General features: G+C 38.2%; 12 protein-coding genes. All 12 read left to right on the forward strand.

Annotated features, from left to right (window positions below):
- The first annotated feature begins 29 nt into the window (after positions 1-29).
- The gene (gene nrfD / locus SCB73_RS10040; RefSeq protein WP_026728592.1) at positions 30-1,433 is read left to right on the forward strand and encodes an NrfD/PsrC family molybdoenzyme membrane anchor subunit; all 1,404 of its coding nucleotides are present in this window, start codon (positions 30-32) and stop codon (positions 1,431-1,433) included.
- Positions 1,426-1,950 carry a DUF3341 domain-containing protein gene (locus SCB73_RS10045; protein WP_026728591.1) on the forward strand — a complete coding sequence of 175 codons (525 nt, stop codon included), beginning with the start codon at positions 1,426-1,428 and terminating at the stop codon, positions 1,948-1,950. The genes nrfD and SCB73_RS10045 overlap by 8 nt, the downstream gene beginning before the upstream one ends.
- A gap of 8 nt (positions 1,951-1,958) precedes the next feature.
- Positions 1,959-2,504, forward strand: coding sequence for a c-type cytochrome (locus tag SCB73_RS10050; protein WP_320569888.1), 546 nt, complete (start codon positions 1,959-1,961; stop codon positions 2,502-2,504).
- Positions 2,505-2,531: 27 nt separating this feature from the next.
- A complete protein-coding gene (locus SCB73_RS10055) occupies positions 2,532-3,926 on the forward strand; it encodes a quinol:cytochrome C oxidoreductase (protein WP_320569889.1) in 1,395 nt (464 codons plus the stop codon).
- 19 nt (positions 3,927-3,945) lie between these two features.
- Positions 3,946-5,136 (forward strand): cytochrome c oxidase subunit II, encoded by a 1,191-nt coding sequence (locus SCB73_RS10060; RefSeq protein WP_320569890.1) that lies wholly within the window; start codon positions 3,946-3,948, stop codon positions 5,134-5,136.
- 30 nt (positions 5,137-5,166) lie between these two features.
- Positions 5,167-6,969 carry a cytochrome c oxidase subunit I gene (locus tag SCB73_RS10065; protein ID WP_320569891.1) on the forward strand — a complete coding sequence of 601 codons (1,803 nt, stop codon included), beginning with the start codon at positions 5,167-5,169 and terminating at the stop codon, positions 6,967-6,969.
- Between the two features lie 108 nt (positions 6,970-7,077).
- On the forward strand, positions 7,078-8,100 hold the full coding sequence (gene ruvB, locus SCB73_RS10070) for a Holliday junction branch migration DNA helicase RuvB (RefSeq protein ID WP_132990855.1): 1,023 nt from the start codon (positions 7,078-7,080) through the stop codon (positions 8,098-8,100).
- 9 nt (positions 8,101-8,109) lie between these two features.
- Entirely contained in the window at positions 8,110-8,925 is an 816-nt protein-coding gene (locus tag SCB73_RS10075) for an alpha/beta hydrolase (protein WP_320569892.1), read from the forward strand.
- A gap of 66 nt (positions 8,926-8,991) precedes the next feature.
- The gene (locus tag SCB73_RS10080) at positions 8,992-10,338 is read left to right on the forward strand and encodes a cytochrome P450 (RefSeq protein WP_320569893.1); all 1,347 of its coding nucleotides are present in this window, start codon (positions 8,992-8,994) and stop codon (positions 10,336-10,338) included.
- Positions 10,335-11,261, forward strand: a complete 927-nt coding sequence (gene queG / locus SCB73_RS10085; protein ID WP_320569894.1) for a tRNA epoxyqueuosine(34) reductase QueG — start codon at positions 10,335-10,337, stop codon at positions 11,259-11,261. Before SCB73_RS10080 ends, queG begins: the two co-directional genes overlap by 4 nt.
- A 1,007-nt stretch (positions 11,262-12,268) precedes the next feature.
- Positions 12,269-24,463 (forward strand): Ig-like domain-containing protein, encoded by a 12,195-nt coding sequence (locus SCB73_RS10090; protein WP_320569895.1) that lies wholly within the window; start codon positions 12,269-12,271, stop codon positions 24,461-24,463.
- A gap of 54 nt (positions 24,464-24,517) precedes the next feature.
- A complete protein-coding gene (locus SCB73_RS10095) occupies positions 24,518-25,432 on the forward strand; it encodes a PorP/SprF family type IX secretion system membrane protein (protein ID WP_320569896.1) in 915 nt (304 codons plus the stop codon).
- The last annotated feature ends 3 nt before the right edge of the window (positions 25,433-25,435 follow it).

Genomic DNA, 25,435 nt, shown 5'->3' on the forward strand with positions numbered 1-25,435 from the left:
ATTATTAATAAGAAACAATATAAAGGATTATGTCGTCTCACTACGAAGCACCCATTAGAAAACCTTTAGTTATAGGTGATAAATCTTATCACGATGTAACTGTAGATGTGGCAGCGCCTGTTGAAGGACCTGCAAATAAACAATGGTGGATTGTATTTTCAATCGCATTAACAGCCTTCCTTTGGGGATTAGGTTGTATAATTTACACCGTATCTACCGGTATTGGAACATGGGGATTAAATAAAACAGTTGGTTGGGCTTGGGATATTACTAACTTCGTTTGGTGGGTTGGTATTGGTCACGCCGGAACATTAATTTCTGCAGTACTATTACTTTTCCGTCAACGTTGGAGAATGGCTATTAACCGTTCTGCGGAAGCAATGACTATCTTCTCAGTAGTTCAAGCAGGTTTATTCCCAATTATTCACATGGGTCGTCCATGGTTAGCATACTGGGTATTACCTATTCCAAACCAATTTGGATCTTTATGGGTAAACTTTAACTCACCTTTACTTTGGGACGTATTCGCGATTTCAACGTATTTATCAGTATCATTAGTTTTCTGGTGGACTGGTTTATTGCCAGACTTTGCAATGCTTCGTGATAGAGCTATTACTCCTTTCAATAAAAGAGTTTATTCTATCCTAAGTTTCGGATGGAGCGGACGCGCAAAAGACTGGCAACGTTTTGAAGAGGTATCTTTAGTATTAGCTGGTTTAGCAACTCCTCTTGTACTTTCTGTACACACAATCGTATCGATGGACTTTGCTACTTCTGTAATTCCTGGATGGCATACAACAATTTTCCCTCCATACTTCGTTGCTGGAGCAGTTTTCTCTGGATTCGCGATGGTAAATACATTGTTGATCGTTATGAGAAAAGTTTCTAATCTTGAAGCTTATATCACATTACAACACATCGAGTTAATGAATATCATTATCATGATTACTGGATCTATTGTTGGTGTGGCTTACATCACTGAGTTATTCGTAGCTTGGTATTCAGGAGTGGAGTATGAGCAATATGCATTCTTAAACAGAGCTACTGGACCTTACTGGTGGGCATATTGGTCAATGATGACTTGTAACGTTTTCTCTCCACAATTCATGTGGTTCAAGAAACTTAGAACAAGTATCATGTTCTCATTTATTATTTCGATTGTAGTAAACATCGGAATGTGGTTTGAAAGATTTGTAATCATTGTTACTTCTTTGCATAGAGATTATCTTCCATCTTCTTGGACAATGTTTTCACCAACATTTGTTGATATTGGAATTTTCATTGGAACAATTGGTTTCTTCTTCGTATTGTTTTTATTATACTCTAGAACATTCCCTGTAATTGCTCAGGCAGAGGTTAAAACAATTTTGAAAGGAACAGGAGATAATTACGTAAGAGAAAGAGCAAATAGTAAAGATTCACATCATGAGTAATAAAGTAATATACGCCATTTATAATGACGACGATATTTTGATGGATGCAGTTAAGAAAACTAGAGCTGCTCACCATCATATTGAAGAGGTTTTTACTCCATTTCCTGTTCACGGATTGGATAAAGCCATGGGCTTAGCGCCAACAAGATTAGCAATTTGTTCTTTCTTATATGGATGTGTTGGTATTTCTGTTGCGACTACAATGATGGGTTACATCATGATTCATGACTGGCCACAAGATATTGGAGGAAAGCCAAGTTTCAGTTTCATTCAAAATATGCCATCTTTTGTGCCAATTATGTTTGAGATGACAGTATTTTTTGCTGCGCACTTAATGGTAATCACTTTTTATATGAGAAGTAGATTGTGGCCATTTAAAGAAGCTGAAAATCCTGATGTAAGAACAACAGATGATCACTTCTTAATGGAAGTAGCAGTAAATGATAACGAAGCAGAATTAGTTTCTTTCTTTGAAGGAACTGGAGCTGTTGAAGTTAAAGTAATAGAAAAGAATTAATTGTAGCTATGAAAAGGATATATAAAATAACACTTTTAGTTGGTATAACTATTTTAGTTTCATCTTGCCACAATAATTCGGCACCGAACTATCAGTATTTCCCAAATATGTATGAGTCTGTTGCTTACGAGCCATATTCAGAAGCAAACATATTCAAGGGTGGAAAAGAAGGACAGCTTCCTGTTGTAGGAACTATTAATAGAGGTTTTGAACCTTATGAATATGAAAATTCGACAGCTGGTTATGAATTAGCAAAAGCTAATTTAAAATCACCTTTAACTGAAGAAGAAAGAAATTCTGGTAAAGGAAAAGAGCTTTTCGAAATTTATTGTATCAGTTGCCATGGTGCTGCTGGTAACGGTAAAGGTAAATTGGTTGAAAGAGAAAAATTTCTTGGGGTACCTAGCTATAAAGACAGGGTAATCACTGAAGGAAGTGTATTCCATGTTGAGACTTATGGTTTAAATGCAATGGGTTCACACGCAAATCAATTAAGTGCCCACGAACGTTGGTTAGTTGCTGACTATGTTCTAAAACTAAAAAGCCAATTATAATTGTTGAACAAACTGATCGTAATAGATATGTATACATTTTCAAGTAAATTAAAAACTTTTTCTATCATCTTAATGGTTCTAGGACTATTGGGAATTGGGTATGGTTTTTTAAGTGCACCTAAAGATATTCAAGAAGTTGAAAAAATACTAGCTGCGGATGCTCACGGTTCGCATGGGGCTGCACATGAAGAAGCTGCTGAAGCTTCTCATAAAGATGCTGCGCATCATGAAGCTGCTGAAGCTTCACATGAATCACACAAAGATGGTGAGCATGAAAAAGTTGGAGCAGCTGATGAACATACTGAACATTTAACTCATGTATTGCACCAATTGCAAAATAAGCCATGGTCTGCATTATATGTTGCTTCTATTTTCTTTTTACTGCTTTCTATGGGAGTTTTAGCGTTTTACGCTATTCAACAAGTGGCTCAAGCAGGTTGGTCTCCAGTTTTATTTAGAGTGATGCAGGGTATTACTGCTTACTTGCCAGCTGGTTCAATCATTTTCTTTATTATATTAGTTTTATGCGGATTGCACTTTAATCACATTTTTGTTTGGTTAGGCGAGGGAGTTACTGATCCAAAAAGCCCAAACTATGATGCAATTATTGCTGGAAAATCTGGATATTTAAATTTCCCATTTTGGATTGCTAGAGCGTTTGTCTTTTTATTAGGATGGAACATCTACCGTCACTTTTCAAGAAAAAACTGTTTAGCACAAGACGAAGCTAATGATGATCTTTACTACAAAAAGAATTTCAAAGCTTCTGCAGGATTCTTAGTATTCTTTATTGTTTCTGAGTCTATTATGTCTTGGGATTGGATTATGTCATTTGATCCACACTGGTTCAGTACTTTGTTTGGATGGTATGTATTTGCTTCTTTCTTTGTAAGTGGTATTACATCTATTGCTTTAGTGACAATTTACTTAAAATCAAAAGGTTATTTAGAGTACGTAAATACAAGTCATATTCACGATTTAGCTAAATTTATGTTTGGTATTAGTGTTTTCTGGACTTATTTATGGTTCTCTCAATTCATGTTGATCTGGTATGCTAATATTCCAGAGGAGGTTACTTATTTCGTAACAAGAATTCAATTATATAACTTGCCATTCTTTGGTGCTGTAGTTATGAACTTTGTTTTCCCATTATTGATATTAATCAACACAGACTTCAAACGTCTTAACTGGGTTATTGTAATGGCTGGTATCGTTATCTTATTAGGTCACTATGTTGATTTCTTTAATATGATCATGCCTGGTACAGTTGGAGACAAATGGTTTATTGGTGTTCCTGAAATTGCATCTATTCTTTTCTTCTTAGGTTTATTTATTTTTGTTGTATTTACTGCATTAACTAAAGCTCCTTTGTTAGCAAAAAGAAATCCTTTCATCGAAGAAAGTAAACATTTTCATTATTAATATTTAAAGAAGTAAACAGATGACAAGTTTGTTGGTAATTATAGTTGTAGTTTTATTAGCAGTTGCATTATGGCAATTGACCAAGATATTTGACCTTACTCAGGTAGGTTCTTCTTCGGACGATTCTCAGGTTGCATCAGATAATGATAATAATGTTCAAGGATATATTATGTTTGGCTTTTTAGCTTTCATTTATATATTTACGATTTATGGTTTACTGAAATGGGGTAATTTAGCACTTCATACTCCTGCTTCTGAGCACGGACTTTTAGTAGATAACTTAATGAATATTACTTGGGTTTTGATCTTCACAGTTCAAGTTATTACTCAAGGTTTATTATATTGGTTTTCTTTCAAAAACAGAGGACACAAAGACAGAAAGGCATTGTTTTTTGCAGATAGTAATAAACTTGAAGCAATTTGGAGTATCATTCCATCTGTAGTGTTGGCTTGTTTAATTCTTTACGGATTATACGCTTGGAACAACATTATGTTTGTTGACAAAGACGAAGATGTAATTGAAATCGAATTATACGCGCAACAATTTAAATGGACTGCAAGATACGCTGGTGCTGATAATACATTAGGAAAAGCGAATGTAAGATTGATCGAAGGGGTTAACACTTTAGGTGTTGATATGTCTGATAAGAATTCTCAAGATGATATCGTAGTTACTGAATTGCATATTCCTAAAGGGAAAAAGGTTCACTTCAAAATGCGTTCTCAAGATGTTTTGCACTCAGCTTACATGCCTCACTTTAGAGCACAAATGAACTGTGTTCCTGGTATGGTTACTGAATTTGCTTTTGTTCCTACATATACAACTGCTGAATACAGAGAGTTGGATTTTATGAAGGAGAAAGTTGCAAAAATCAACAAACTTAGAGCTGAAAAGAGCGTTGAGTTAGTTGCTAAAGGCGGAACAGCTTTAGATCCTTATACTTTTGATTTTTTATTATTATGTAATAAAATTTGTGGAGCTTCTCACTACAACATGCAAATGAAAGTTGTTGTTGATACTCCTGAAGATTATAAAAAATGGTTAAGTGAAAAAACTACTTTAGCTCAAGATATTGCTGCAGCAAAAGCAGCTGAGAAACCAGCTGAAGGAGCTGCTCCAACTACAGATACTACTGCAAAAGTACAAGATACTGTGAAAGCGGTTATTGATACTGTAAAAGCAGCTGTAGCTAAAGTTGCGATGAAATAATATTATTTAGAAAATTTAAAGTACACATATATGTCAGCAGAAGCGCACGGTCACGATCACGGACACGATCACGAGCACGAACATCATCATAAAGACACGTTCATTACTAAATATATTTTTAGTATTGATCACAAAATGATTGCTAAACAATACTTGATTACAGGTATTATCATGGGAATCATTGGTATCGTAATGTCTTTGCTTTTCAGAATGCAATTGGCTTGGCCAGAGGAGTCTTTCAAAATTTTTAATGTTTTATTAGGCGATAAATTTGCACCAAATGGTGTAATGGCAAATGATATTTATTTAGCATTAGTTACGATTCATGGTACCATAATGGTATTCTTTGTATTGACAGCTGGTTTAAGTGGTACTTTTAGTAACTTGCTTATTCCACTTCAAATTGGAGCAAGAGATATGGCATCAGGATTCATGAATATGATTTCTTACTGGTTGTTTTTCTTGTCTGCTGTTGTAATGGTTTGTTCTTTATTTGTTGAGGCTGGACCAGCTTCTGCAGGTTGGACAATTTATCCTCCATTAAGTGCATTGCCACAAGCAATTCCTGGTTCTGGAACTGGTATGACTTTATGGTTAGTTTCGATGGCAATCTTTATCGCATCTTCTTTGATGGGATCTTTAAATTACATTGTAACTGTAATCAATTTAAGAACAAAAGGAATGTCTATGACTAGACTTCCTCTTACAATCTGGACGTTCTTTGTAACAGCTATTATTGGTGTTATTTCGTTCCCTGTATTGTTGTCTGCGGCTTTATTATTGATTTTTGACAGAAGTTTTGGTACTTCATTCTTCTTATCTGATATTTATATTGCTGGTGAAGTTTTACACTACCAAGGTGGTTCTCCTGTATTGTTCGAGCACTTATTCTGGTTCTTAGGACACCCTGAGGTTTACATCGTAATCTTGCCTGCAATGGGTCTTGTATCTGAAATTATGGCTACAAACTCTCGTAAACCAATCTTTGGTTACAGAGCGATGATTATGTCAGTTCTTGCAATTGCATTCTTATCGACTATTGTTTGGGGTCACCACATGTTTATTTCAGGTATGAATCCTTTCTTAGGATCTGTATTTACATTTACAACTTTATTGATTGCGATTCCATCAGCAGTAAAAGCATTTAACTGGATCACTACATTATGGAAAGGTAACTTACAGTTTAACCCTGCAATGTTGTTTTCTATTGGAATGGTTTCTACTTTCATCACTGGAGGTTTAACAGGAATCATTTTAGGTGATAGTACTTTAGATATTAATGTTCATGATACTTACTTCGTAATTGCTCACTTTCACTTAGTAATGGGTATCTCTGCACTTTACGGAATGTTTGCTGGTATTTACCACTGGTTCCCTAAAATGTACGGAAGAATGTTGAATAAAAACTTAGGTTATATTCACTTCTGGGTAACTGCAGTTTGTGCTTATGGAGTTTTCTTCCCAATGCACTTTATTGGATTAGCAGGTTTACCAAGACGTTACTATACAAATACAAACTTCCCATTATTTGATGATTTACAAAATGTGAATGTTTTAATTACAACATTTGCTCTTGTAGGAGGTGCGTTCCAATTAGTATTCTTATACAATTTCTTCAGCAGTATTTTCTACGGTAAGAAAGCGGTTCAAAACCCATGGAGATCTACAACTTTAGAGTGGACAACTCCAGTTGAGCACATGCACGGTAACTGGCCGGGAGAAATTCCTCATGTATATCGTTGGCCGTATGACTACAGTAACCCAAATCACGATGTAGATTTTGTTCCTCAAAATGTACCAATGAAAGAAGGTGAAGAAGTTTTACACCACTAAAAATATCAAAAAGGCTATCAGAAATGATAGCCTTTTTTTGTTTAGTTAAAGTTTTAAACCTTCAGTTTTACTGTTTTAGAAACTGATTACTTTCTATATCTTTGTAGGATGAATGAAAATCTAGATCCTACAACTAAAGGATATAACTCAGAAGAATTAGATCTTGAAAAAAGATTGCGTCCACTCTCATTTGATGATTTTGCTGGACAAGATCAAGTTTTGGAAAATTTGAAAGTCTTTGTTGCGGCAGCTAATCAGCGTGGCGAAGCACTTGATCATGCTCTTTTTCATGGGCCTCCTGGTCTTGGAAAAACGACTTTGGCAAATATATTGGCCAATGAACTTCAAGTTGGAATCAAAATTACCTCTGGGCCGGTTTTAGACAAGCCTGGCGACTTGGCCGGTTTGCTTACTAATTTAGATGAGCGCGACGTTTTATTCATCGATGAAATTCACCGATTGAGCCCCGTTGTTGAAGAATATCTATATTCGGCAATGGAAGATTTCAAAATCGATATTATGATTGAATCTGGTCCAAATGCACGTACGGTCCAGATAAATTTGAACCCGTTTACGCTTATTGGTGCCACTACACGTTCGGGATTATTGACTGCTCCAATGCGTGCCCGTTTTGGAATTTCATCTCGTTTGCAATATTATACCACCGAACTTTTAACTACAATTGTTGAAAGAAGCGCCTCGATATTAAAAACGCCAATAGACTTAGAAGCGGCTATTGAAATAGCAGGTCGAAGCCGTGGAACACCTCGTATTGCAAACGCATTGTTGAGAAGAGTACGTGATTTTGCTCAGATAAAAGGAAATGGAAGAATTGATCTAGAAATCTCGCGGTATGCTTTGAAAGCATTAAATGTCGATGCACATGGATTAGATGAAATGGATAATAAAATTCTATTGACCATTATTAATAAATTTAAAGGTGGACCTGTTGGACTTTCGACTTTAGCAACAGCTGTTTCTGAGAGCAGTGAGACTATTGAAGAAGTTTATGAACCTTTTTTGATTCAGGAAGGTTTTATTATGCGTACGCCACGTGGCCGTGAAGTTACAGAGAAAGCTTATAAACATTTAGGAAAGGTTAATACAAATATCCAAGGTGGATTATTTTAAAGACATTTTATGAAGCATTACCTTTTAATTTTCCTTTTTGCTTTTGGCCTCTCCTTTGGTCAAACCAATTATTTTCCACATCTCGAATATGGAAAATCGCCACAGCAAATTTTGGATTTGTATGTTCCGAATGGAAATTTAAAAGATGTGCCAGTTGTTATTCTTCTACATGGAGGAGCTTGGTCGATGGGCGGACTGGAATACACAACCAAGCATGCTCAGGATATTGCTAATAAAGGTTTTGTTGTTGCTAATCTAGATTATCGTTATGTAAATGAGACTATTTCGGCTAAGGATTTATTGGCAGATATAGATAATGCGGTTGCTTATGTTTCGAAGACTTCAAGTAAATATGGTTATGCTAAAAAAGGATACCATATTGTTGGAATTAGCGCAGGTGCTCATTTAGCCTTATTATATGGCTATACAAAGAAGAATATGAAGTCTATTACGGCTTTGTGCGCGCCTTCGAGATTGGATTCTCCTGAAGCGTTAGAACTTAGAAAAAATAGTGGACATCTCGATATTATTGAAAAATTGGCTGGAGCCAAAATTAACCCAACTGGAAATAATGTTGCTTTAACTAAGATAAGTCCGTTTAGCAATATTTCGAATACACCAACATTGTTAATTCACGGCAACGCTGATGACTTAGTCGATGTAAGTCAATCAAAAAATCTATACAATGAACTAAAAAGAAAAGGGGTAGAAACAAAATTGATTATTAGGGAAGGCAAAGGACATGATGTTGGAATGAATACACCTGAAACTGAAATTCAGAATATAAAAGATATTACAGATTGGATTCTGAAACACAATAAATAAACGGTATTGACAAGAAAAAATAAGCACCATAATTAATTAAGGCGGTTTGTTTAACTTTTATTCAAAATGTCTCAAAGCAAAAAATATAATTATCCGAATAAGCTCTCAATTGCAAGATTCTTTTTAGACTCAGAAGGAGTGCGTAGAAATCCTATACCGTTTCATAAAAGATATTTTGACAAGTTAGGTGACTCATTTTCTTTGAAGATTGGTTTTTCTAAGCATTTGATTTTGTCTCGAGATAATGAAATCGTTCAATATATTTTGGTTAAAAATCAAAAGAATTATCACAAGTCAAAATTTCAATCGGTTTATCTTTCTAAATATTTAGGAAAAGGACTTTTAACTAGCGATGGTGATTTTTGGTTGAAGCAAAGAAGGCTTATTCAGCCGGCATTTCATAAACAGAAAATGAATATGCTTGTCGAGAATATGAATAATACAATTAGTTCTGAAATTGATAATTTGACAGAGAACGAGATTGTTAATGCTTTTCCGGCAATGAGCCAATTGGCATTTAATGTTGTTGCAAAATCGTTATTTGAGTTTTCTATTTCAGAAGAAAAACTGCATCGCATTAAATTTATTATAGAAGAAGTCCAAAAATTTTTGGTCAAAGAAATCAGGCTTCCTCATAAAGCTTTATGGTTTTCATTAAGCGGTCAGGTCAAAAAGCATTTGCAATTAGCACAAGAGAACAATCAAATCATACAGGAGATTATTGAAGAACGAAATGTCTCCAATGAAGATTTTAATGATTTGCTCAACATGCTGATGGAAACTCGTTATGAAGATACAGGCGAAAGCATGTCTATGCAACAATTAATAGACGAAATAAAGGTATTATTTATAGCGGGACACGAGACAACAGCAAACGCCTTGACTTTTACACTTCATTTTTTGGGAAAATATCCTGAAGTACAGCAAAAGGTTTTGGATGAAATTACAGAAATTGAATCGCAGACGGATAATGTTATTGAGCAACTTCAAAAAATGACTTATATAAATGCTGTTTTGAATGAATCAATGCGATTATATCCTCCGGCTTGGATAACAGATAGGCAAAATGTGGAAGATGATATTGTGGGCAAGTATAAAATTAAAAAAGGAACTTTGATTGGGGTTTCATTTTATGAGCTTCATCGAAATCCGAAGTATTGGGAAAATCCGGACGAGTTTATTCCAGAACGATTTCTTGGCGAGCAAAAAAAACAATCCATGCAATATTTTTATCCTTTTGGAGCCGGACCAAGAATGTGTATTGGAGCGGGATTTGCTATATATGAAATGTGCTTGGCGATTTCGCAGATTGTAAAACGTTATGTTGTAAAGTCAAATACGGATAAAGTAGAATTTAATCCATTAGTGACTTTAAAACCGGTTAATATTGAAGTTTCATTTTCTAAAAGATGAGCATAAATTCGAAAGAAATATATTCAAAATTCATAAAAGACGAAGCTAAAAGGCTTGGGTTTCTTTCGTGCGGTATTTCGAAAGCTGGATTTTTGGAAGAAGAGGCGCCTCGTTTAGAAAAATGGTTAAATAATAATCATAATGGTCAGATGGCTTATATGGAAAATCATTTTGACAAACGTTTAGATCCTACTTTATTGGTTGATGACGCAAAAAGTGTTGTTTCGCTTCTTCTTAATTATTTTCCTTCGGAATCTCAAAATTCGGATAGTTTTAAAATTTCAAAGTATGCTTATGGTCAAGACTATCATTTTGTTATTAAAGAAAAACTGAAAGAACTTCTTCATTCAATCGAAGAAAATATTGGAGCAGTTTCAGGTAGAGCTTTTGTTGATTCAGCTCCAGTTTTAGATAAGGCTTGGGCGGCAAAAAGCGGCTTGGGATGGATTGGAAAAAACAGTAATTTAATAACTCAAAAAGTAGGTTCTTTCTATTTTATAGCAGAACTTGTTGTGGATCTTGATTTAGAATATGATCACAAAGTAACTGATCATTGCGGTTCTTGTACTGCTTGTATTGATGCTTGTCCTACTCAGGCAATTGTAGCTCCTTATGTTGTCGACGGCAGTAAATGCATTTCTTATTATACAATCGAATTAAAAGAAAATCTTCCTTATGAAATGAAGGGGAAATTTGATGAATGGATGTTTGGCTGTGATACCTGTCAAGATGTTTGTCCATGGAATCGGTTTTCGAAACCTCATTCAGAACCTCTCTTTAATCCTAATCCTGAATTGCTTTCTTTTTCTAAAAAAGATTGGACAGAAATTACAGAAGAAACTTTTCGGGTTGTTTTTAAAAACTCTCCGATCAAAAGAACAAAGTTTGAAGGATTAAAGCGAAATATCTCCTTTTTGAAATAAAAATGAAATTTGTAGTAAGGTGAAAATTGGTTTAATTATACTTTTTTTTCACTGATAAACTTCCGCTTCATATGACACATTTTTGTAAGACGCTAATTTTTAACTTAATACGTGTGTCTTTATCGATATGTAAGAAATAAAATACGTTCAAGGTATTTTGTCGATAATAATTATCGACCAATTACATATTATTTCATGATTTGTTTTTATAGCAGATTTTTAAATTTAATTTTCTGCCAACTATCCGATGTAATTTTAAGTAGGCTTTATCTTTCAAAATATTTCTATTGAAATCTTGATTATCAGTGAGTAAAAAAGAATTTTAAGAGAATTTAAAATTTTTAGGCTATAAAATTTCTCTGATTTATGTTTTAAGTGTTTGATAGATAATGTTTTATTGTTTTGTGGGAAATTCAACAAAAATGACAAATGTAAAATGATTTAGTACTTTTCTTATTTAGTAAAATAATTTAATAAAAAATATGCCATTATAAAATCAAATTTTTAATGAAAAAAATTAAGATGATTTGTAGGTTAAAAAACAAACAAATGTTAAAATCTTTTTCGCAACTTAATATTGGTTTATTTTGTAAGATATTTTGTTTTTTTTGTTTAAAATATTAAAAAAACACGAGTTATTTGTAATAATTTAAGAAAATTCTTCTGTTTTATTGTGAAATAAATAATTTTAATGATTTTTAAAATTGAATTTAGCCGAAAAAAGTTGTTATTCAACGTTTTTATAGGTAGTTTATCGACTAATGTAGCTAGTTATTAGGTGTTTATATATTTTCGCGACACCAAAACTACCAAATAACCTATGAGACAATTTTTATGTTTTGGACCAAAAACGGTTCAAACACATTTTGATTTTAATAAAAATCTGAAGAAAGATTTTGTCTTTTTTTCAAGATCCAATCCCTACATTTTTTCGTATCTGTCCTATAAGCTGAAAACCTTGGCTGGTTTTCCAGTTTACAATATTTGCTTTCAAATCTCACTTGCGTATGCGTAACTCTACTTTTAATCAGTCTAGATTTTCTAGACTAAACTTTTTTATTGCATTTTTATTACTGATTAGTTTTAGTGCTTCGGCTCAGTTCTATACAAAACACTATATAGCGCCAGCACCTTGGCAGTATTTCAGTAAATCAAATGAAATTGTAATTGCAACAAATTCAAGTACACCAGTTAGTATTAAATTATACAGAAGTAATGGTGTTTTAGAAACAACATTGAGTGCAGTAAAAGGAGCGCCAGCAATTTATAGATTTCAACTTTTGGCTAGAGATCTTCCTATGTATGCACTAAATACAGTGATTTCAGGTGCAGGGTTAATTGTTGAAAGTGCGGGACCTACTTCTGTAAACTTGAGAAACGTGGCTTCTGATGAAAATTCTGGAGAAAATAATGACAGGTATCTTAAGGGGAATGCCGCATTGACCAGTTTTGGAGATGCAGGTCTTGGAGTACGATTTAGAGTGGGGTATTATAGAGATGGATCACTTGGAAATTTTGGTGGTTACGGAGATCAACGCCCGATTTATAGTATTATGGCTACGGCTGATAATACTACGGTGAAAATTAATAATGTTGTTGCCACTACTTTAAACGCAGGTCAAAGTTATTTATTCAAAGCAGATATAGGAACATTAGTAGAGTCTTCTAGTCCAACAGTAATGAACACTGCAGCCGGTATTGATACACCAGATGGTTGTGGTGATAGCGCCTATAATCAAATTCCACCTGAAGCAGTGTTAGGAACGGAATACTTTATTGAAAGAGGTAAAGGAAATAATACAGCAGAACAAACAACAATTGTTGCAACAAAAGACAACACAAATGTAGTAATCGATACCTATTCAACTACAGGTGCTGTGGTAGGAACTACAACTGTTACATTGGCAACAGCAGGAAGTTTTCATACTTTTTCTAATGGTTCGTTAAATACCCCGTTTTCAGCATCTCGTGTTTCTTCAGATAAGAGAATTGTGGTATATTCAGGGACTGCTCAATCATGTGAAGTCGATATATCGACAATTGCTCCGGTATCTGAATGTGGTGGATCTAATTTCATAGAAACGGCAAAATTTAGAAATTATGGTACGGGAACATTGCCTTATTTTGGATACATTCTTTTAAGAAGTGCAACAGACCCGGTGTTGGTTAATGGTACTAATATTGAATCTTTTAGTGGTATTAGCGCTCGTCATCAATTAGGAACAACAGGTTGGTATATTATAAATTTTGAAGATACTCAGATTGGAAGTCCAAATGTTCTTTCTCTTACTAGTAATACTAAGATGACTGTATCAATTGTACAACAAGGAGGAGGGTTTTCTATGGCAGGATTTTTCTCGAATTTTGCCGCTCAGCCTGACGAGCCATCTTTAACATATATTTCAGGTGGTGGATGTACCAACAATACTGCGGAACTTACAACTCCACCAAATTTTGATCCATACCAATGGTATTTTAATGGAGTCGCAATTAGTGGAGCAAATTCATCTACTTATACGGCTACTAAAACGGGTAACTATACGGTATCTTCTACTTTAGCTTGTGGGGCTCAAACCCAATCAAAACCAGTTAATGTTATTTTATGTACAGATTTAGGAATTACTAAAACGGTTGATAATGCAACTCCTTGTATAGATTCTAATGTAGAATTTACTGTTAAAGTTAGCAATTTAGGAGGGAATAATGTTTCTGGAGTTTCTGTTAATGATTTACTTCCTTCGGGTTACACTTATGTAAGTGTTGCACCTTCTGTTGGAGTTTATGATTCGACAGCTGGTACCTGGAGTATTGGTGATGTAGATGCCCAATCATCTGTTACATTAAAAATTACCGCGACAGTAAAATCTTCAGGGAATTATACCAACACGGCAACATTGCCAGCTTCAATAGATACAAACACAGCAAATAATTCAGCTAGTGCGGCGGTGAATCCGAAGCCGTCAAATCTTGTTGTTACAAATCCTACAGCGGTTTGTTCGCCTTCTACAGTTGATTTGACAGCTTCGACTATTACGGCGGGAAGTACTGGAAATTTAACACTTTCGTATTGGACAGACGCATTGGCAACATCACCGTATACATCAGCTACCACAGCTAGTGCAGGAACTTATTATATAAAGGCAGTTTCATCTGATGGATGCATATTTATAAAACCTGTTGTTGTAACAATGAATACACAACCAAGTACACCAAATGTCACTTCAAGAACTAGTGGAGCTACTATAACTAATGGTTCAATTAGCTGTTTTGGAGGGAATAGTATTACGTTAAGAGCAACTAATAGTTCGGGATATTTATGGTCAACAGGTGAAACTAGTAGAGATATTGTTGTTACTGCAGATGGAGTTTATTCGGTAAAAGTAATGAATAGTTCAAATTGCGTAAGTAACAGTTCTTCAGCTGTTACTATTACATTTGTACCAACTGCACCAACTGCTTCTAATCAAACATTTTGTTCTTCTGAGAATAAAAAAGTTGGTGATTTAGTGGCCACTGGAAATAATATAAAGTGGTACAGTTCAAATAGCGGAGGTACCGCTCTTTCAACTAATCAAAATTTGCCAACTACAGCTGGGACATATAATTATTTTGCAAGTCAGACATCAGCAAATAATTGTGAAAGTGCGAGAACTCAAATAGTGGTAACGATAAATAATACATCATCAGCGCCAACGGCTTCAGCTCAATCATTTTGTGCTGCTGATAATAAAAAAGTAGGTGATTTGTCTCCAAATGGATCAACCATAAAATGGTATAGTGCTTCTTCGGGAGGTTTAGCTCTTTCGGCTAACCAAGTTTTAGCAACCGGAACTTATTATGTAAGTCAAACTGTTAATAGCTGTGGAGAGAGTGCAAGAACTTCAGTGGCAGTTACCATAAATAATGTACCATCAGCACCAACTGCGTCATCTCAGACGTTTTGTGTCAACGATGGAAAAACTGTTAATGATTTAGCAGTTACATTAACGGCAGGCTCTACAAAAAAATGGTATAATGCCTTAACAGGAGGAACAGCTTATACGGGAACCGAATTATTGACAACAAGAACTTATTATGTAAGCCAGTCTAATGCTTGTGGTGAAAGCACAAGAACTGCAGTTGCAGTAACGGTAAATACAACTACAGCGCCAACATCTTCATCTCAAACTTTTTGTGCGATTGATAATAAAACAGTTAATGATCTGGCAGTTAATTTAATTTCTGGAGCAACTAAAAAATGGTATAATGCCAATACAGGGGGAACGGCATATACTGGCACAGAGACATTAAATACGGGAATATATTATGTAAGTCAGACTTTGAATAGTTGCGAAAGCGCAAGAACAGCTGTAGTAGTTACAGTATACAATACAGCAGCTCCAACGGCTAATTCTCAAACATTTTGTGCTGATGATGCTAAAAAAGTTAGTGACTTAACAGTTACTTCGGGAACAAATTTAAAGTGGTACAATGCAAGTACAGGAGGAACGCAATATACAGGAAATGAAATTTTATCTTCAAATAATTATTATGTAAGCCAAACAGTTAATAACTGTGAAAGTACTAGAACGCTAGTTTCGGTTACAGTAAACCCAACACCAGCAACACCATCAATTAATGCGGGAGGTTCCACAACATTCTGCACAGGCGGAAATGTAGTTTTGACATCAACTAGCGGTATAGGTTATCTATGGTCTAATGGCGCAACAACGCAATCTATTACAGTTTCAAATTCAGGAAACTACAGTGTTCAAGTGAAGAATGCTTCTGGATGTTTGAGTGCATCTTCTACACCAGTAACTGTGACAGTAAATACTATTCCTTCAGCTCCGATAGCTTCAGATCAGGCATTCTGTTCAGTTGATGCAAAAACAGTTAGTGACCTATCACCTTCAGGAGCTGGAATCAAATGGTACAGTTCCAATTCAGCAAGCACTGCATATACAGGCACAGAAACATTGTCAACAGGAACTTATTATGTGAGCCAGACAACCAGCGGATGCGAGAGCGCGAGAACTGCTGTAAATGTTACGGTTGCTCCGAAGCCTGCAGATGTTGTAACGAATTCAACAATTTGCTCAGGAGAGACTTATACATGGACAGCCAACAATACGGTCTACAGCACAACGCAAAGCGGAACCAGAATCTCAAACAACGGGTGTACTGCAGACCAGGTGCTGAACCTGACTGTTACTCCGAAGCCTGCAGACGTGGTGACCAATGCCACAATCTGCTCAGGAGATACCTATACATGGACAGCCAACAATACCGCCTACAGCACAACGCAAAACGGAACGAGGATCAGCAACAACGGATGCACGGCAGACCAGGTGCTGAACCTGACTGTCACTCCGAAGCCTGCAGATGTGGTGACGACAGCGAGCATCTGTTCAGGAGAGACCTATACATGGACAGCCAACAATACCGCCTACAGCACAACGCAAAACGGAACGAGGATCAGCAACAACGGATGCACGGCAGACCAGGTGCTGAACCTGACTGTTACTCCGAAGCCTGCAGATGTGGTAACGAATGCCACAATCTGCTCAGGAGAGACTTATACATGGGCAGTGAACAATACGGCTTACAGCACCACCCAAAGCGGAACCAGAATCTCAAACAACGGCTGTACTGCAGACCAGGTGCTGAACCTGACTGTCACTCCGAAGCCTGCAGATGTGGTAACGAATGCCACAATCTGCTCAGGAGAGACTTATACATGGACAGCAAACAATACCTCCTACAGCACAACGCAAAGCGGAACGAGAATCAGCAACAACGGATGCACGGCAGACCAGGTGCTGAACCTGACTGTTACTCCGAAGCCTGCAGACGTGGTGACCAATGCCACAATCTGCTCAGGAGATACCTATACATGGACAGCCAACAATACCGCCTACAGCACAACGCAAAACGGAACGAGGATCAGCAACAACGGATGCACGGCAGACCAGGTGCTGAACCTGACTGTCACTCCGAAGCCTGCAGATGTGGTGACGACAGCGAGCATCTGTTCAGGAGAGACCTATACATGGACAGCCAACAATACCGCCTACAGCACAACGCAAAACGGAACGAGGATCAGCAACAACGGATGCACGGCAGACCAGGTGCTGAACCTGACTGTTACTCCGAAGCCTGCAGATGTGGTAACGAATGCCACAATCTGCTCAGGAGAGACTTATACATGGGCAGTGAACAATACGGCTTACAGCACCACCCAAAGCGGAACCAGAATCTCAAACAACGGCTGTACTGCAGACCAGGTGCTGAACCTGACTGTCACTCCGAAGCCTGCAGATGTGGTAACGAATGCCACAATCTGCTCAGGAGAGACTTATACATGGACAGCAAACAATACCTCCTACAGCACAACGCAAAGCGGAACGAGAATCAGCAACAACGGATGCACGGCAGACCAGGTGCTGAACCTGACTGTCACTCCGAAGCCTGCAGACGTGGTGACCAATGCCACAATCTGCTCAGGAGAGACCTATACATGGACAGCCAACAATACCGCCTACAGCACAACGCAAAACGGAACGAGGATCAGCAACAACGGATGCACGGCAGACCAGGTGCTGAACCTGACTGTCACTCCGAAGCCTGCAGATGTGGTAACAAATGCAACGATCTGTTCAGGAGAGACCTATACATGGGCAGTGAACAATACGGTCTACAGCACAACACAAAGCGGAACCAGAATCTTAAACAACGGATGCACGGCAGACCAGGTGCTGAACCTTACAGTAAATCCTTTGCCGGCAACGCCAAGCATTTCTGCCGGAGGTCCGACAACATTCTGTACAGGCGGAAATGTTGTTCTGACTTCAACCAGCGGAACAGGATATCTATGGTCTAATGGAGCAACTACGCAATCAATAACGGTTTCAAATACAGGAAATTATAGTGTCCAAGTAACGAATGCTTCTGGATGTTTGAGTGCATCTTCTACACCAGTAACTGTGACAGTAAATACTATTCCTTCAGCTCCGACAGCTTCAGATCAGGCATTCTGTTCAGTTGATGCAAAAACAGTTGGTGACCTATCACCTTCAGGAGCTGGAATCAAATGGTACAGTTCCAATTCAGCAAGCACTGCATATACAGGCACAGAAACATTGTCAACAGGAACTTATTATGTGAGCCAGACAACCAGCGGATGCGAGAGCGCGAGAACTGCTGTAAATGTTACAGTTGATCCAAAACAGGCTGATGTTGTAACGAATGCAACAATCTGCTCAGGAGAGACCTATACATGGACAGCCAACAATACCGCCTACAGCACAACGCAAAACGGAACGAGGATCAGCAACAACGGATGCACGGCAGACCAGGTGCTGAACCTGACTGTCACTCCGAAGCCTGCAGATGTGGTAACAAATGCAACGATCTGTTCAGGAGAGACTTATACATGGACAGCCAACAATACGGTCTACAGCACAACGCAAAGCGGAACCAGAATCTCAAACAACGGCTGTACTGCAGACCAGGTCCTTAACCTGACAGTAAATCCTTTGCCGGCAACGCCAAGCATTTCTGCCGGAGGTCCGACAACATTCTGTACAGGAGGAAATGTTGTTCTGACTTCAACCAGCGGAACAGGATATCTATGGTCTAATGGAGCAACTACGCAATCAATCACGGTTTCAAATACAGGAAATTATAGTGTCCAAGTAACGAATGCTTCTGGATGTTTGAGTGCATCTTCTACACCAGTAACTGTGACAGTAAATACTATTCCTTCAGCTCCGACAGCTTCAGATCAGGCATTCTGTTCAGTTGATGCAAAAACAGTTGGTGACCTATCACCTTCAGGAGCTGGAATCAAATGGTACAGTTCCAATTCAGCAAGCACTGCATATACAGGCACAGAAACATTGTCAACAGGAACTTATTATGTGAGCCAGACAACCAGCGGATGCGAGAGCGCGAGAACTGCTGTAAATGTTACAGTTGATCCAAAACAGGCTGATGTTGTAACGAATGCAACAATCTGCTCAGGAGAGACCTATACATGGACAGCCAACAATACCGCCTACAGCACAACGCAAAACGGAACGAGGATCAGCAACAACGGATGCACGGCAGACCAGGTGCTGAACCTGACTGTCACTCCGAAGCCTGCAGATGTGGTAACAAATGCAACGATCTGTTCAGGAGATACCTATACATGGGCAGTGAACAATACCGCCTACAGCACAACGCAAAGCGGAACCAGAATCTCAAACAACGGCTGTACTGCAGACCAGGTGCTGAACCTGACTGTCACTCCGAAGCCTGCAGATGTGGTCACGAATGCAACAATCTGTTCAGGAGAGACTTATACATGGGCAGCCAACAATACCGCCTACAGCACAACGCAAAACGGAACGAGGATCAGCAACAACGGATGCACGGCAGACCAGGTGCTGAATCTGACTGTTACTCCGAAGCCTGCAAAAATAATAACCACGGCAACAATCTGCTCTGGTGACACTTATACATGGTCGGCAAATTCGACAGATTATACAATCAGCGGGACTTATCCGATTCTGAATAATGGATGCACGGCTGATCAGGAGCTTCAATTGACGGTGACTACTGTTGCAAGCCCAATAGTTGGCTTAATTACACAACCAACTTGTTCATCAGCGACGGCTAGTGTTGAATTAAGCGGTTTGCCAACAGGAAATTGGACTATTAATCCAGGGAATATAACAGGAAATACTCCGACAATTACAATCACTGGTTTGATGGTAGGTAACACTTATAATTATAAGGTAACAGATAATTTAGGTTGCGAATCAGCGGCTTCTTCTGACATTAAAATCTTAGATTATATTTGTGCTGAGAACGATACTCCATCTACAATAAATGGAGCAGCAGGAGGAACTATTTCAACTGTTTTTGTTAATGACAAAATAAATGGGTCTTCATTTTTACCAACAGATATTACTGTATCAACAGGTTCGCTTCCAGCAGGAATAGTATTTAATTCTGATGGAACAATTACGGTCGCACCTAATACAAGTGCGGGAACACATTTAATTACCTATACAATTTGTATGACTGCAAATGCTAGTATTTGTGATTCTGCAACAGTAGAGATAGTAATTGAAAGACCAATAATCCACGCGGTGACTGAAACAACAACAGCCATCAACAGCAATGCGGGAGGCACGACAATATCTTTGACAGCCAATGACACGCTGAACGGGACTCCGGTTGTGGTCGGGACAGGCGCAGGAGAAGTGAGCTTCACTTTGGTAAGCACGCTTCCGGCAGGACTTACGGTTAATGCAGACAAGACAATCACAGTAGCACCAGGCACAGCCTCAGGAAGCTACGAGGTGGAATACACGATCTGCGACAACGACCATGCGCTTAACTGCGATACGGTAAAAAGCTATATCATTGTTGATGGCGATGTTTTGGTTGCCAATGCAGACAATCCTGCTGTAGTGACACAGTCATCATCGGCCCAGACAATTATTACAGTAATCAGCAACGATATCAGAAACGGAAATCCGTTGACGGCATCGGAGGTAAACATAAAGACAACAACAGCGGATCCTTCAGGTTACCTGATTTTGGATCCAACAACTGGAATTGTGACGCTTGGCGCAAATGCTCCGGCGGGCACTTATACTTTGACGTATTCGATCTGCGACAAGACCAATGCATCGAACTGTTCGACAGCAACAGTAACCTTGATAGTGAATGCTCCAGTTGTGATCCCTGTAATCGACGCTGTAACCGAAATCACGACGGCAATCAACAGCAACAACGGAGGCACGACGATCTCATTGACTGCAAACGACACGCTGAACGGAAGTCCGGTAACGGTAGGAACAGGCGCAGGCGAAGTGACCTTCACTTTAGTGAGCACGCTTCCGACAGGCCTTACGCTTAATGCAGATAAGACCATTACGGTAGCTCCGGGCACAGCCTCAGGAAGCTATGAAGTGGAATACACGATCTGCGACAATGATCATGCGCTGAACTGCGATACAGTGAAGAGCTACGTTAAGGTTGTAGGCGATGTTTTGGTAGCCAATGCAGATAATCCAACTGCAGTGACACAGTCATCATCGGCTCAGACGATCATTACAGTAATCAGCAACGACACCAGAAACGGAAATCCGTTGACGGCATCGGAGGTAGACATAAAGACAACAACAGCGGATCCTTCAGGTTACCTGATTTTGGATCCAACAACTGGAATTGTGACGCTTGACGCAAATGCTCCGGCGGGCACTTATACTTTGACGTATTCGATCTGCGACAAGACCAATGCATCCAACTGCTCTACGGCTGCAGTAACCTTGACGGTGAATGCTCCGGTTGTGATCCCTGCAATCGACGCGGTGAACGAAATCACGACGGCAATCAACAGCAACAACGGAGGCACGACGATCTCATTGACTGCAAACGACACGCTGAACGGAACTCCGGTTGCGGTCGGGACAGGCGCAGGAGAAGTGAGCTTCACTTTGGTAAGCACGCTTCCATCAGGCCTTACGCTTAATGCAGACAAGACAATTACAGTAGCACCAGGCACAGCATCAGGAAGCTACGAGGTAGAATATACGATCTGCGACAATGATCATGCACTGAACTGCGATACAGTGAAGAGCTACGTTCAGGTTGTGGGAGATGTTTTGGTAGCCAATGCAGACAATCCTGCTTCGGTTGCACAGTCAACGACAGCTCAGACAATCATCACAGTTGTGGACAACGACACCAGAAACGGACAGCCGTTGACGGCATCCGAAGTAAAAATAACGACGACAGTTGCGGATCCATCAAGATATTTAGTTTTAGATCCGACGACTGGAACAGTGACGCTTGGCGCAAATGCTCCGGCGGGCATTTATACTTTGACGTATTCGATCTGCGACAAGACCAATGCATCGAACTGTTCGACAGAAACAGTAACCTTGACGGTGAATGCTCCGGTTGTGATCCCTGCAATCGACGCGGTGAACGAAACCACGACAGCGATCAACAGCAACAACGGAGGCACGACGATCTCATTGACTGCAAACGACACGTTGAACGGGACTCCGGTTGTGGTTGGGACAGGCGCAGGCAAAGTGACCTTCACACTAGTGAGCACGCTTCCATCAGGACTTACGCTTAATGCAGATAAGACCATTACAGTAGCTCCGGGTACAGCATCAGGAAGCTATGAAGTGGAATACACGATCTGCGACAACGACCACGCATTGAACTGCGATACGGTGAAGAGCTATATTATTGTTGTGGGTGATTTACTAGTATTGAAAGATGATTTGGCTGGTCCAATTGCGGGAGTTAATCACTCAGTAAATGTTATTAATGTTTTAGCAAATGATACTAAAAACGGATTACCAATTGCAGCTTCTGATGTAAATCTTTCAGTAACGGTTGTAGATCCAGCTGGATATTTAACTTTAAATCCAGACGGTATGATAGTTCTGAAAGAAAATGCACCAGCAGGAACTTATGGATTAACTTATCAAGTTTGTGAATTGAATACATCAAATTGTAAAACAGCCGAGGTTAAAGTTACAGTGGTTCTCCCAACAATGACAGTTACAGCAAATAGTTATTGTTCTAATGATGTTCCGTACGTGTCATACAATGTAACACCAGATAATTTTACTACAAATAATTTATTGACTGTAAAATGGATTGATAGTGATAATAATGTGGTAGCAACTCAAACTAATTTGCCTTTAAGTGGAAGCATTTTATGGCCGGGAGCAATTGTAGACAGCAACGGAATTGGTGTAGATTGGCCAGGATGGTTACTGGCAAACGGACAATGGATAGAAGGTGCTGACGGATTTGAAAAAACAAGAACTGGTGTAACAGTCGAGTTTTCATTAAATCCTACAGCTAGTATAGTTGTAAATTATCCGCCGGCAACTCCACAATGTAATGCAAAACCAACATTTGTAATCAAAGCGAACAATGACAACGCAGGACCAATCGATGCTAAAAAAGGTATTAGCACTGCATTGAATATATTTAGCAATGACCGTTTGAATGGAGTTGTAGTAAATCAAACAGCAATTGTTTTAAGTACTGTAGTTGCAAACCCTAATTTGATTTTAAATGCAGATGGTTCTGTTGATGTAAAATCAGGAACGCCATCTGGTACATATCAATTGACGTATCAAATTTGCGAAGCTTCAAACTTATCAAATTGCAGTCAAGCGGTTGTTAATGTAACGGTAGTTAACTCAGAAGATCCGGCACCAACGGCACAGATTGTTACGAAAGACGATCTGCAAGTAAGTGTTGATGGTGTTAACGGGCAGCTTGAGTTTGTAAATGTTTTAGATAATGATTTAGTGAACGGCTTGCCAATTGATCCATCAAATGTGGTGATTTCTAATACGCCAAAAAGTCCATATTTTGAATTTAATGCAGACGGAACAGTAAATGTGAAACCAAATACACCTGGAGGAACTTATGTTTTAGTTTATCAAGTATGCGAAAAAGCAAATGCATCAAATTGCAGTTCATCGACATTGAATGTTTTTGTTGAAGTTCCAAATATTGCGATTATCAAAACCGCTGTATTTAATGACGAAAACGCAAATGGATTTGCAAATGCAGGTGAAACGATCACTTATAAATTTAAAGTAACCAATACAGGGAATGTTGCTTTAAAAGGAATTACAATTACAGATCCGCTGCTAGGTGTGGTTGTTTCTGGACAAGCAATTAATTTGGAAGTAGGGGAATCAAATGAAAATAATTTTACAGCTAAATATAAAGTTACTCAAAACGATATTATTGCTGGTAAAGTAAGCAATCAAGCAACTGCTCTTGGAAAAAGTGCAAGAGGAGTTGAAGTTGATGATAAATCTGATGATGTGAGCAATACAGGAGATAATCCGACAGTGTTAGATTTAGATGGCTGTGAGGTAAAAGTACTGAATGCTTTTTCTCCAAACGGAGATTTGAAAAATGCCAGATTCTATATTCAAGGAATAGAATGTTATCCTGAAAATACGGTTGAAATTTACAATCGCTGGGGTGTCTTGGTATTTGATATTGATCATTACAATAATGAAGACCGAGTTTTTGTTGGGTTCTCGGGAGGAAGAGCTACAGTAAAAGAATCAGATGGATTACCGGGAGGAACTTATTTCTACACGTTGAAATATAAAGATTCTGATTCAAATCAGCACGAGCAATCAGGTTACTTGTATCTAAATAAATAAAAAAAATAATAAACGGCTTGACTTTTAGCTGAGCCGTTTTTTAAAGCTTACTAAATGAAAAAATTAATTTTAATTTTCATGTTTTTTTCGGTTGTGTGTTCCGCTCAGCAGGATGCGCAGTACACGCAATATATGTATAATACAATTTCGGTGAATCCCGCTTATGCAGGTTCTAGAGGCGTTTTAAGTTTGTTTGGATTGTATCGTACACAATGGATCGGACTTGATGGCGCGCCAGAAACAAGTACATTTTCATTAAACACTCCTTTAAGCACTAACAGTAAATTAGGATTAGGTGTTTCTTTGGTCAATGATAAAATCGGACCAACAGTTGAAAACACTTTATCTGCAGATTTGTCTTATAGTATTCCAACTTCTGAATCATTTAAACTTTCATTCGGAGTAAAAGCAACTGCGAATCTTTTTAATCTTGATGTAAGCAAATTGAGTTTCGAAAACCAAGGAGAGGAGCAATTTCAAGATTTGCAAAATAAATTTTCGCCAAATGTTGGTGCCGGAGTTTATTGGCATTCAGACAGAGCTTATTTAGGATTTTCCATACCTAATTTTATCGAAACCAATCGCTATGACGATAATACGACTGCTATTTTTAAAGACAAAATAAATTATTATTTAATTGCGGGTTATGTATTTAATCTGGACAAATTAGAATACATAAGATTCAAACCAGCATTATTAACCAAAATGGTTCAAGGAGCACCGTTGCAAGTAGATGTTTCGGGGAATTTTATGTTCTATGATAAATTTACTGTCGGTCTTGCTTATCGTTGGAGTGCTTCAGTAAGTGCAATGGCTGGTTTTCAGGTATCAAAAGGAATGTATATTGGTTACGGATATGATCATGAAACAACCAATTTAAGACGATACAATTCAGGATCTCATGAAATTTTCCTTCGTTACGAGTTTTTCAACAGTTATAAAAAAATGATCTCTCCAAGATTCTTCTAATTC

Source organism: Flavobacterium sp. KACC 22761, from assembly GCF_034058155.1.
GTDB lineage: Bacteria > Bacteroidota > Bacteroidia > Flavobacteriales > Flavobacteriaceae > Flavobacterium.

Bases quoted from the DNA above. Each gene is read 5' to 3' on its own strand.
- nrfD (WP_026728592.1), top strand. From the start codon at position 30: ATGTCGTCTCACTACGAAGCACCCATTAGAAAACCTTTAGTTATAGGT.
- SCB73_RS10045 (WP_026728591.1), top strand. From the start codon at position 1,426: ATGAGTAATAAAGTAATATACGCCATTTATAATGACGACGATATTTTG.
- SCB73_RS10050 (WP_320569888.1), top strand. From the start codon at position 1,959: ATGAAAAGGATATATAAAATAACACTTTTAGTTGGTATAACTATTTTA.
- SCB73_RS10055 (WP_320569889.1), top strand. From the start codon at position 2,532: ATGTATACATTTTCAAGTAAATTAAAAACTTTTTCTATCATCTTAATG.
- SCB73_RS10060 (WP_320569890.1), top strand. From the start codon at position 3,946: ATGACAAGTTTGTTGGTAATTATAGTTGTAGTTTTATTAGCAGTTGCA.
- SCB73_RS10065 (WP_320569891.1), top strand. From the start codon at position 5,167: ATGTCAGCAGAAGCGCACGGTCACGATCACGGACACGATCACGAGCAC.
- ruvB (WP_132990855.1), top strand. From the start codon at position 7,078: ATGAATGAAAATCTAGATCCTACAACTAAAGGATATAACTCAGAAGAA.
- SCB73_RS10075 (WP_320569892.1), top strand. From the start codon at position 8,110: ATGAAGCATTACCTTTTAATTTTCCTTTTTGCTTTTGGCCTCTCCTTT.
- SCB73_RS10080 (WP_320569893.1), top strand. From the start codon at position 8,992: ATGTCTCAAAGCAAAAAATATAATTATCCGAATAAGCTCTCAATTGCA.
- queG (WP_320569894.1), top strand. From the start codon at position 10,335: ATGAGCATAAATTCGAAAGAAATATATTCAAAATTCATAAAAGACGAA.
- SCB73_RS10090 (WP_320569895.1), top strand. From the start codon at position 12,269: ATGCGTAACTCTACTTTTAATCAGTCTAGATTTTCTAGACTAAACTTT.
- SCB73_RS10095 (WP_320569896.1), top strand. From the start codon at position 24,518: ATGAAAAAATTAATTTTAATTTTCATGTTTTTTTCGGTTGTGTGTTCC.